Annotated in this window: 9 protein-coding genes; 6 read left to right on the top strand and 3 right to left on the bottom strand. The window is 73.6% G+C overall.

Annotated features, from left to right (window positions below; translation table 11 throughout):
• Positions 1-216, bottom strand: a 216-nt coding sequence (locus AB0M08_RS19615; protein ID WP_364494872.1) for a transposase, incomplete at its 3' end; no start/stop codon positions are given.
• 412 nt (positions 217-628) lie between these two features.
• Here AB0M08_RS19615 and AB0M08_RS19610 point away from each other — a divergent pair.
• The 4 genes from AB0M08_RS19610 (at position 629) to AB0M08_RS19595 (ending at position 7,821) form a co-directional block, all read left to right on the top strand.
• Positions 629-1,144 carry a sigma-70 family RNA polymerase sigma factor gene (locus AB0M08_RS19610; RefSeq protein WP_364494870.1) on the top strand — a complete coding sequence of 172 codons (516 nt, stop codon included), beginning with the start codon at positions 629-631 and terminating at the stop codon, positions 1,142-1,144.
• A complete protein-coding gene (locus AB0M08_RS19605; RefSeq protein ID WP_364494867.1) occupies positions 1,141-3,087 on the top strand; it encodes a hypothetical protein in 1,947 nt (648 codons plus the stop codon). Before AB0M08_RS19610 ends, AB0M08_RS19605 begins: the two co-directional genes overlap by 4 nt.
• A 54-nt stretch (positions 3,088-3,141) precedes the next feature.
• Positions 3,142-3,435, top strand: coding sequence for a WXG100 family type VII secretion target (locus AB0M08_RS19600; RefSeq protein WP_364494865.1), 294 nt, complete (start codon positions 3,142-3,144; stop codon positions 3,433-3,435).
• A 75-nt stretch (positions 3,436-3,510) separates the two neighbouring features.
• Positions 3,511-7,821, top strand: coding sequence for an FtsK/SpoIIIE domain-containing protein (locus AB0M08_RS19595; protein WP_364494863.1), 4,311 nt, complete (start codon positions 3,511-3,513; stop codon positions 7,819-7,821).
• A gap of 43 nt (positions 7,822-7,864) precedes the next feature.
• Here the strand turns inward: AB0M08_RS19595 and AB0M08_RS19590 are convergent, their stop codons facing one another.
• Together AB0M08_RS19590 and AB0M08_RS19585 are read right to left on the bottom strand one after the other, a co-directional pair.
• Complete coding sequence (locus tag AB0M08_RS19590; RefSeq protein WP_364494860.1) at positions 7,865-8,452, bottom strand: hypothetical protein; 588 nt, start codon at positions 8,450-8,452, stop codon at positions 7,865-7,867.
• Entirely contained in the window at positions 8,449-8,733 is a 285-nt protein-coding gene (locus tag AB0M08_RS19585; protein ID WP_364494858.1) for a hypothetical protein, read from the bottom strand. The genes AB0M08_RS19590 and AB0M08_RS19585 overlap by 4 nt, the downstream gene beginning before the upstream one ends.
• 132 nt (positions 8,734-8,865) lie before the next feature.
• Between AB0M08_RS19585 and AB0M08_RS19580 the strand changes: the two genes are divergently transcribed.
• Both AB0M08_RS19580 and AB0M08_RS19575 read left to right on the top strand, forming a co-directional pair.
• On the top strand, positions 8,866-9,843 hold the full coding sequence (locus AB0M08_RS19580) for a hypothetical protein (protein ID WP_364494855.1): 978 nt from the start codon (positions 8,866-8,868) through the stop codon (positions 9,841-9,843).
• Entirely contained in the window at positions 9,840-11,114 is a 1,275-nt protein-coding gene (locus AB0M08_RS19575; protein WP_364494853.1) for a hypothetical protein, read from the top strand. Before AB0M08_RS19580 ends, AB0M08_RS19575 begins: the two co-directional genes overlap by 4 nt.
• Positions 11,115-11,134: the final 20 nt, after the last annotated feature.

Below are 11,134 nucleotides of genomic sequence, written 5' to 3'. Positions count from 1 at the left end.
GGTGCCCTCGACCCCGGCACGACACCACGCGCCGTGGGCCCGGGCCCACGCCACGAGCTGCCGGTAGCCGTCCGTGGTGGTCACGAACGCGGCGTCGTCCAGGACCCGGCCCGTCATCGACAACGCGACCGCGACGTGACGGTCTTTATGGGTGTCGACGCCGATCACGGCTTCCTCGGCCGGGCCGGGCTGTTGCTGGATATGAGGGTCAGGCATCCTGGTCACGGTCATGTTCGCTGCTTCCTTTCCGGGGGGGGCACGGGATGGCCGGCCCCGGACCGGCAGCAGCAGTCAGAACTGTGACGGTGCCCTTGTTCACGGCAAGGCCCCTATCGGGACACACTGCACCGGTCCGGGATCAGCACGCACCGTTCCAAGCCGTAGTCGACAGATCCAGCTCAGGACATCGACGTCAGCGTTCAGGCGAGTCAAACCACGACTCAGAACAGCACCCCATCATCCTCACAGTGTTCAGGGGTGTCTCGGGGCCTTGAGGGACCTCTCAGTACCAGCCAGGAGAGTCCTCACAACTTCCTCAGATCTTCCTCAGGTGTCGACCCGGTGGTGGCCCGCATTCTCATCACCGGGTCCGAATGGCGGGCCCGGATCGAGGAAAGGGCCGCCGCGCATGGGTACGGGCCAACATGCTGTCGCCGAAGACGCCGACGAGGCGTACTCCGAACTGGTCGCACAGCATCGCGAAGCCGTCCGGGCCTACGCCCGGCGGCTGACCGGTAGCTACGGCCTGGCCGACGACGTTCTCCAGGAGACCCTGCTGCGCGCCTGGCGGCACCGGCACTCCCTGCACGAGCGGGACGGGTCGCTGCGCGGGTGGCTGCTGACCGTCGCGCACAACATCGCCGTCGACCAGATGCGCCGCCGCCGGCCCTGCCCGGTCACCGACGAGGTGTGGAGCAGCTTCCAGCCTCCGGTGCCGGACCACGCCGACGCGGCTGCCACCAACGCCCTGCTGCGCCCGGCGCTGCGCCGGCTCACCGCCGAGCACCGGCTGGTGCTCTTCGAGCTGTACTACCGGTGCAGCACCGTCGCGGAGACGGCGAAGAGGTTCGGGGTGCCGCCCGGAACCGTCAAGTCCCGCGCCCACTACGCGGTCCGGGCCCTGCGCGCGGAGCTGGCCGCATGACCAGGCGGTTCACGTCGGGGTTCGGCATTCTGGGGATGAGCGCGGATCCGACACCCGGCGACCCGGAGCAGATCGAGCGACTCGCCCGCGACTACGAGGAGATCCGGGACGACGCGCAGACCGCGCTCACGGTACTCGGCCGGGGCGGTTCGCTGTCCCAGGCCCGCGGTGACGCGATGACCGCGCTGCGCGGCATGCTCGACAAGCTGCCCGGCAAGCTGCAGCGCACGGTCGACTCGTTCGACACGGCCGCGAACGCCTACCGGACGTACGCCCAGGCGTTGCGCGATCAGCAGACGCGCGTGGACACCGCGATGGACCAGGCCGGCGAGGTCGCGTCGATCGCGCGTACCGCACCACCCCGGCCGGCCCCGGATGCCACCCCGGAGGAGTTCGCCGACGCACGGAAGGCGGCCAGCGACATCCTCGACGCGAAGGCCGGCCTCTCGGCGGCGCGGCAGCTCGCCGAGGACGCCCGGCGGCTGCGCGAGGCCGCCTCCGCGCGCTGCAACCGGGAACTCGACGACGCCGCCGCCCAGGCGATCAAGCCACCGCCGAAGCGGAACTTCTTCCAGCGCATCGGGGACTTCTTCCGGAACAATCCGATCGCCCGCCTGATCGTCGACATCATCATCGCGGTGGTCGGGGTGGTGCTGCCGGTCGTCGGCCTCGTGCTGGCCGCCGTGTCGATCGTGGTGACGGCGGCCGTCCAGGCGGCGAACCACACATTCGAACTGGGCACCCTTCTCGTCGGGCTGGTGAGCCTGGTCCCGGCCGGGGTGCTCTTCGGACCGGTGGTCAAGTTCGCGGACGGGGTGGCGCCCACACTGGTGCGCTCGCTGAAGAGCACGGCGAAGGCGTTCGGCGAGCTCGGCGAGGGGAACACCGTCCTCAAGGGCCTGATCAACACGACGGCCGAGTTCGGCCGGAACTCCGCGGAGGAGCTCGCCACCGCGGGCCTGAACCGGGCCGCCGACCCGAACGCCGGCTTCAACGCCGCCGCGATCTTCGCGGGGGCGGCGGCGGGGACCGCGGTCTCGGGCGGGGTCGACGCCTTCCGCAAGGTCGCACCCAGCCGCTCCGACCTCGGCTTCTCCTCCGCCGGCAAGCAGACCGGGGGCACCTCCGCCGACGCCGCAACGCCGGACACCGGTGGCAGCACGCCCACGGCGTCTCCCGACGCGTCGCCGTCGGCCGCCAAGGCTCCGGACGCCCCGCCACCGGCCACCACCGATCCCTCCCCGGCGGGATCGACGGACGGCACCGCACCTTCGGGCACCGCTGCCGCGGACTCGGCGGCTTCGCCGCCATCGGCCGATCCTCCGGGAACGCCGGGTTCTGCCACGCCATCTTCGCCGCCTCCGCCGGCCGATTCTTCAAGCCCGGCAGTTTCCGGTACGCCCTCCGCCCCCGAGACGTCGCCCGCCCCGCAGGTTCCGGACGCGCCCACCGCTCCGGAGGCTCCGGCGGCACCGGTCGTCCCGCAGGCTCCCGACATCCCTCCCGCGTCGTCTGCTCCGGATGCATCGACGGCCCCGCCCGCACCCGCCGACACCGCCGCCACCAGCACGCCGACCGCGGCGCCGGAGAGCGGCACGACGAACGCAGCGCCGGAGAACAGTGCGGCGACCGTTGCGCCCGAAGATGGCGCGGCGACGGCCGTACCGGAAAAGGATCTGTCGGAGGTGGAGGCGGACGCCGAGGCTGAGCCGCAGCCGTCCTTCGCCGACGGGGTGAGCGAGCGCGCGAAGGACGCGGTGGGCGGTGCGCTCGCCGGCGCGGCGCAGGGAGCCGCCAAGGGGGCCGTCGCCGGCAAGGAGGACGACGAACTCGGCCGGGCCACGCTCACCGGCGCGGCGCAGGGAGCCTTCAAGGCCGCCGTGAAGGGCGAGGAGAAGAAGGACCCGCCGGCGACCGGGATCCCCCGCAAGTCGCGCGGATAGAACCGGCGCCGGCGACCCGCCGGTGTCGCCACAAGGAACAGAGGAGTCATCACCATGCCCGATTTCGCCGTCAACAGCGACGAGACCGCGCGGACCTCGGCGGCCCTGCTCAACGACTTCGCCCAGCTCCAGGACAAGCTGACCGAGGTACGCGGCAAGGTGCAGAACCTGCTCGCCCAGGGCTACCGCACGCCCGCCGCGCAGCAGAAGTTCCAGCCGTTCTTCGACGAGTTCGCCAAGGGCTTCGACCAGGTCAACCAGGGCCTGCAGGGCATCGGCACCTACGTGCGCACCGTCGGCGAGGCGTTCAGCTCCACCGACCAGGACCTCGGGTCCCGCCTCGGCTGACCGGCCGGCGACAGGAGAACGCACGCCCGGGGCCGGCAGGCGCCGGGCGTGTTCCGTGAAGGAAGGAGAATCGCAGTGCGTATCAACGTCAGCCTGACGTCCGATGTCGCGACGGCCGCGGAGCCGTTGATCGTGGACGCGGATCCGGGCGCCTCGGTGGGTGCGCTCACCGCCGAGGTGGCGGCCGCGCTCGGCCGGCGACCGGGCACGCTGTTCCACGGCCGTACCCCGCTGGATCCCCGGATGTCACTGGCGGACGCCCGGCTCGGCGCGGGGGCGGAGCTCGGCCTGGACCGTCCGGTGCGCCCGGCCGCCGGTCAGGTCGGCGCCGTCGAGGTCCGGCTGGTCGGCGGCTCCGGTGCCGGGGGCATCGTGCTGCTGCCGCCCGGCGAGTACGACGTCGGCGGCGCGCCCCGGTGCCGTGTCCGCCTCGTCGGTGACGCGCCCCCGGTCGCCGCCCGGCTGCTGGTCACCGCCGACCGTACCGTCGAGGTGACCGCCTCGTCGCCGGCGGAGATCGACGGGGTGGCGCTGGACGGCCCGGCGGACTGGCCGGCCGGGCGACAGCTGTCGATCGCCGGCAACCTGCTGGAGCTCGCCGTCGGGGTGCCGGTGCGCGCACCGCTGACCCGGTCCGCGAACGGGTTCACCTGGGAGTTCAACCGGCCGCCCCGGTTCTTCCCGCAGATCCCGGGTGGACGGTTCCGGCTGCCGACCGCTCCGGCCGTGCCCGAGAGGAACACCCTGCCGCTGGCGTCCCTGCTGCTGGCCCCGGCGGTCGGTGCGCTGGTCGGCATCCTCACCACCGGCAACTGGCAGTTCCTGTTCCTCGCCCTGGTCTCCCCGGCGGCGGCGCTGTTCACCCAGTTCGGTGCCGGGCGCCGGAAGCGGCAGGACTACGACGAGCAGGTCCAGGCGTACGAGGAGACGTCCGCCCGGGTGCGGGAGGAGATCGACGAGGCGGTTCTCGAGGAGCAGCGGGCCCGGCGGTACGCGTACCCGGATCCGGCGTTCATCGGGCGGATCGCCACGCTTCCCGGCGAGCGGCTGTGGGAGCGCCGTCCGGGCGACGACGACTTCCTCGCCCTCCGCGTCGGTACCAGCTCGGTGCCGTCCGCGGTACGGGTGGAGGACCCGGCGCTGGAGGAGCACCGGCGGATCGTCGTCCCCGAACTCGGCCAGGTGCCGGTCGCGGTGGACGTACGGGAGAGCGGTGTGGTGGGTGTGGCCGGCGACCGGCTCGACCGGCTCGCGCCGTGGCTGGTCGCCCAGGCGGCCGCCCTGCACAGCCCGGACGATCTGCGCATCCGGGTGCTCACCGATGCCTCCGGTGAGCGCCGCTGGTCGTGGCTGCGCTGGCTGCCGCATGTGCGCGCGGAGGGGGAGGAGGCGTACGCCCTGATCGGTACCAGCGCGGAGTCGGTGTCGCGGCGGATCGCCGAGCTGAACCGCCTGATCGCCAACCGGTCCGAGGGCGAACCGGCCGTCCTGGTCGTCTTCGACGGCGCGCGCCGCCTGCGCTCCCTGCCCGGTGCGGTCTCCGTCCTGCGCGACGGCCCGGCGGCCGGCGTCTACGTCCTCTGCCTGGACGCGGAGGAACGACTGCTGCCGGAGGAGTGCAAGGCCGTGGTGGTCTCCAGCGCCGCCGGTGCCTCGCTGCGGACCTCCGGCGCGGCCCGGACGAGCGGCATCCGGGCCGACGAGCCGGACCCGGGCTGGTACGAGCGGGTGGCCCGGGGCCTGGCGCCGCTGGACGTGACCGGTGACGGCGACGAGGCCGTGCTGCCCACGTCGGCCCGGCTGCTCGACGTGCTCGGCATCGAACCACCGGCACCGGGCACGATCGAGGCGGGCTGGTCGATCCGTCCGCGCAGTACGCACGCGGTGCTCGGCGTGGGGCTGGACGGCCCGTTCGCGGTCGACCTGGTCCGCGACGGCCCGCACGCACTGATCGCGGGCACCACCGGGGCGGGCAAGTCGGAGCTGCTGCAGACCCTGGTGGCGACGCTGGCGGTGGCGAACCGGCCGGACGAGATGACCTTCGTGCTCGTCGACTACAAGGGCGGCAGCGCGTTCGCCGAGTGCGCCGACCTGCCGCACACCGTCGGCATGGTCACCGACCTGGACACCCACCTGGTCGAGCGGGCGCTGACCTCGCTCGGCGCCGAACTGCGCCGCCGCGAGCACGAACTGGCCGCCGCCGGTGCCTCCGACATCATCCGTTACCAGGAGCGGCGCGCCCGGGACGCCGCGCTGTCGCCGATGCCGCGGCTGGTCCTGGTGATCGACGAGTTCGCGTCCATGGTCCGGGAGCTGCCCGACTTCGTCACCGGCCTGGTCAACATCGCGCAGCGGGGCCGGTCGCTCGGCATCCACCTGGTGCTCGCCACGCAGCGGCCGTCGGGCGCGGTGACCGCGGACATCCGGGCCAACACCAACCTGCGGATCGCGCTGCGCACCACCGACCAGGGCGAGAGCCGGGACATCATCGACGCGCCGGACGCGGGGGAGCTGTCGCCGCGGACGCCGGGTCGCGCCTACGCCCGGTTGAGCGCCTCGGCGCTGCTGCCGTTCCAGGCGGGACGGATCGGCGGGAAGCGGCCGGTGGCCGGTGCACGGTCCGACGAGACGACCGTCGAGGTGACCCGGGTCGACTGGATGCGCCTGGGCGAGCCCGTTCCGGCGCGCGCCCGGACGGCAACGGCGAGCGGCCCGGCCGAGACCGACCTGAAGGAGCTGGTCCGGGCGATCGTCGCGGCCGGAGAGCGGCTCGGCGTGCCGCGTCAGCCGAGCCCGTGGCTGCCGCCGCTGGCCGAGGTGGTGCAGTGGGCCGACCTCGCGCAGCCGCCCGCGCCCGAGGCGCCCGGTGATCTCGGCCGGGTCGCGTACGGCGTCGTGGACCTGCCCGCCCGGCAGAGCCGTGAGCCGTTGACGTTCGACCTGGACCGGACCGGGCACACCTTCGTCATCGGGTCGAGCCGCAGCGGCCGGTCGCAGGCGTTGCGGACGCTCGCGGCCGCGCTGGCCGTACGGTGTTCCACCGCCGACGTCCACCTGTACGCGATCGACTGCGGTAACGGCGCGCTGCTCCCGCTCGCCGGTCTGCCGCACTGTGGTGCGGTGGTGGACCGGTCGCAGCTGGAGCGGCTGGACCGGATGCTGACCTGGCTCGTCGCCGAGCTGTCCCGGCGGCAGTCGCTCCTCGGCGAGCAGGGGGCCGCGGACCTGGCCGAGCAGCGCCGGGCGGCTCCGGCGGAACGGCGGCTGCCGCATCTGGTGGTGATGGTGGACCGGTTCGAGGTGTTCGAACGGGACTTCGCCACCCACGACAACGGCAGCTACGTGGAGCGCCTGGCCCGGCTGCTGCGCGACGGTGCCGGGGTGGGGATCCACGTCCTGCTCGCCGGTGACCGGGTGCTGGCGGCGAGCCGGTTCGCCGGCGCCACCGAGGAGAAGCTGGTGCTGCGGCTCAACGACCGGTCCGACTACTCGCTGGTCGGCCTGAACCACCGGAACGTGCCGCCGGAGCAGGCGCCCGGACGGGCGATCCGGCTCGCCGACGGCGCCGAGGCGCAGATCGCCGTGCTGGGCCCGGAGACCTCCGGGCAGGGGCAGGCGGCGGCCCTGGCCGAGGGCGCCCGGCAGATCACCGAACGCGACGCCGGGATCGCCGGGTACGCCCGGCCGCGCCGGTTCGCCGCGCTGCCGGACCTGATCACGTACACGGAGACGCGCCGGCTCGCCGGCGAGAGCGGACGTCCGCTGACCGCCTTCGTCGGCGTGGGCGGCGACGAGGTGCTGCCCCTCGGGCCGGACCTCGCCGACATCCCGACCTTCGCGATCGGGGGACCACCGCGTTCCGGCCGCAGCACCGCGCTGCTCACGGTGGCGCGTTCCCTGCTGGATCGCGGCACCGGGCTGCTGGTCGTCGCGCCGCGGCGCTCGCCGCTGCGCGATCTGGCCGGGCTACCCGGGGTGTGCTCGGTGATCCAGGACGCCGGGGTGGCCGCCGTGGACTTCCGGAAGATGTTGCAGAGCATGCCGGAGGAGACCGGCGCGGTGGTGATCGACGACGCCGAGCTGATGGCCCAGTCGGACATCGACGGCGACCTGAACACCCTCGCCCGGGGTGCGGCGGACAACGGCTGGGGCCTCGTGGTCGCGGGCAACGCGGAGGCGCTCAGCCTTGGCATGGCCGGCTGGCTGACGCAGCTCAAGCGCAACCGGGCGGGCCTGCTCATCGCGCCGCAGAGCATCACCGACGGTGAGCTGATCGGGATGCGGATCCCGCGGGGCATCGTCGGCCAGGCCGCCGCGCCGGGGCGGGCCCACCTGCACCTGGGCGACGGGACGCTGACCGCGGTGCAGGTGCCCGTGGCGGGCTGATCCGGGGATCCGGGGTGACGCCGACGGCGTCACCCCGGGCCACTCACGCGAACCGGAAGGTGCCGGTGATGGCATCGAAGATGTCGTACAGGGCGTCGGCGAGCGGCAGGTTCGGGCTCATCCCGGTCACCACGAGGTACGACCCGGGCTGTCCGGGGATCGGGACGACGGTGTGCATGGCGACCATCACCGCCGAGGTGTCCCCGGTCAGCTCGACCACCTCGGTGCCGGTGATCCGGGCGACGGTCCCGACGCCGGTCAGGTCCACCGAGGTGACCACCCGATCGCCGTGACCGTCGGTGCCGGCCGGCCGGGACAGCTGCTGGGAGAGTTCGGCGAGGGACAGTTCCACACCCTCCGGTACGGTCACCCCGAACACCGCCACGAAGGCCATCAGCAGGCCGTCGCCGTCCCGGGAGATGGTGCCGGCCGCCGAGACGGCACCCCGCCGCCGTGCGGTGCGCAGCAGCCGCCGGGCCTGGCTCACCACGTCGTCGACGGCCCGCCGCTGCTCGGGAGTGGTCGTCCGGGCGCGCAGCTCGTCCTGTTGCCGGGCCAGGTCCTGGCGGGCCAGGTCGTAGTCGAACCAGGTGTCCGGCACCTGGAGGGTGAACGATCCGGGTACGGTCACCGGTCGCCCCCGAGGCTGTCGCCGCTCTGCTCGTCGACCGCGGTGAACGCGTCCAGGATGGTGTCGATCGCCTGCACGATGTCGTCGCACTCCTGGCGCAACTGCTTGCGGCCGGCGTCCCAGCGATCCTCGAAGTTCTCCGCCGACCCCCGGACCGGGGCGCCGACCACCTGGGTGAAATCCGCGGAGCTGCGTTTCACATTGATGTGCTGGAGCACGCGGCGCATCGAGGCCGCCGCCTCCTGAAGGTCCTCGCCGGGAACCACGATTGAACTGGCCATGGGTCCATCACGCGCGGGCCTCCCGGAGGGGTTCACATCATGTGACGTGCGGCACATTCGATGAACTCGATGTCGGGGCCGGAGCGTGCAGACCGCATCTGTCGATCCCGCTCGAACCCCGGAGGTGCCATCGTGGCCCGCGCCCTGGCCGCATCACTCGCCACCGTCGCGGCGTTGCTCGCCGCGACCGCCTGTGCCGCTCAGCAACCGGCCGGCTCCGTGGCCGCCCCGGCCGCCGGGCAGATCCAGCTGGTGGACGCCCCGGCGAAGAGCGCCGGCCTCACCGGCGACGGGCGTGCCGACACGCCCGCCACCGCGTCCCCCGCCGTCTCCGCGTCCGCGCCCGTCTCCGCGCCCGTCTCCGCGTCCGCCAAATGGGTGCAGCTCTCGGTCAACAAGGCGTCGATCGGGGAGACCGTCACCGAGGTACGCGGCTTCACGCTCTACACCTTCACCAAGGACGACACCGACCCGCCCGCCTCCCAGTGCACCGGCGACTGCGCGACGCGGTGGCCGCCGGTGCTCATCCAGGCCGGCGGACGGGTCTTCGTCGACGGGCTCGAGAACCCGGCGGTGAGCGCGATCCGCCGGCCGGACGGCACCGTCCAGGTGACCCTCGCCGGCCGGCCCGTCTACCGGTTCGCCGGCGACACGGTCCCCGGCGAGTTCAACGGCCAGGGCGTCGACGGCGCCTGGTTCGCCGTCAAGCCCGACGGCACGGCCAACGACGCGCTGATCGGCACTGAGGTCGCCGAACCCGCGGAACCGGACCGCACCGCCACGCTGACGGCGGCGACGACCGCCGACGGCGCCGTGGTCGTCGACGACGACGGCGCGACCCTCTACCGCAGCGACGCGGACGGCACTGACCCCGCCGTCAGCCGGTGCGACGACGCCTGCGCCCTGCTCTGGCGACCGGTGGTCGCCACGAACGGATCCACGGTGAAGGTCGACGGCATCAAGCAGAAACGGGTCTGGTGGATGCGGCGTTCCGACGGTACGAAGCAGGTCACGCTCGACGGCTCCCCGCTGTACCGCAACGCCGCCGACAGGAGCACGGCGACGATCATCGCCAGCGCCGCCGAGCAGGGCTGGACGGCGGCCCGATGACCCGCCGGATCCTGCTGCTGCTCGCGATGCTCCTGGTCGCCGCCGGCATCGCGCCCCCGGCCGCGGTCGCGGCACCGGACGGCGACGTGAAGGTCACCGTCGTGCGTACCGCCGAGGAGAACGGCGGCAACCCCGACTCACTGAGCCAGATCGCCGAACGGACCCTCGGGGACGCCGCCCGGGCCGACGAGATCCTCCGGTCGAACCTGGGCCGTCCGCAGAGCGACGGGGGAGCGCTGACCAGCTCCGGCGAGATCCGTCCGGGGTGGATCCTGCTGCTGCCCGGCGATGCCACCGGCGCGGACGTCCGCGCCGGCCGGATCGGTTCGGGCTCGGCCGATAACGCCCAGCCGTACCTCACCTGGCGGCTCATCCTGTCGGTGCTCGGCGCGCTGGCGCTGGCCCTGCTGACCGTCCTGGTCTTCTTCCGGCGCAGGATCCTGCGATGGGTGCGCGAGCGCCGCCGGGTGCGCGCCGAGAACGCCCGGCTGCACCGCGAGATCAAGCAACGGCTGCGCGAGCGAGCCGGGCTCGTCCACCAGTTCGCCGCCGACGGTTCCGGCCCCCGGCTGGCCCGGGACCTGATCGAGGAGCTGAGCGCCGACCGGGTCGAGGTCTACGCGCTGCGCCTCGGGGACCACGAGGTCAGCGCGTGGGTGACGGCCGGTGGGCAGCCGCGGCCGCCGTGGCGGGCCACGTCGGTCGGCTGCTGGACCCGCCCGATCGATGCGCCGCGGGGACAGGTCCCGCCCCAGCCGGTGCCGCCCTGCCCGGTCCGGATCGGTGGCGGCGAGGCAGGCTCGCTCTTCGTGGACCTCACCTGGCTCAACGGGGTGCTCGCGGTCGGCGGTTCGCTCGGCGTCGCCGCGGACGTGGTACGCACCCTGCTCACCGACCTGACCCGGTTCCGCCCGGACATCGCGGTGGTGTCGGTGCCGGGGCTCGGCGGCGAACCGGTCGGCGTACCGGCGAACGCCACCCGGCTGCGATCGATCACCGAACTGCGCCCGCCAGCGGTGCCCGCGGGGATCGACGACGGCATGCTGCTGCTGGCCGCCCGCCGCTGCGCGGTCACCACGGTGATCGTCGTCGGCGAGCCGCCGTCCGCCGAGGACGCGGAGCACCTGTTCGCCGTCTGCGGGCCGGGGAGCGGGCAGGTGGCGCTGGTGCTCGGCGATCTCCCCGGTGCCCACTGGCGGTGGCGGACCGGGGTGGACGGGGCCCTGCGCCTGCCCGCCATCGGCGTCACGGTGACCGCCCCGGCACGGTAGTGCCGACCCCGATCTCTGAG

The organism is Actinoplanes sp. NPDC051851 (assembly GCF_040681165.1).
Taxonomy (GTDB): Bacteria; Actinomycetota; Actinomycetes; order Mycobacteriales; family Micromonosporaceae; genus Actinoplanes.
The sequence above is the reverse complement of the archived record's forward strand: the minus strand, read 5'-3'. Positions and strand labels throughout refer to the sequence as shown.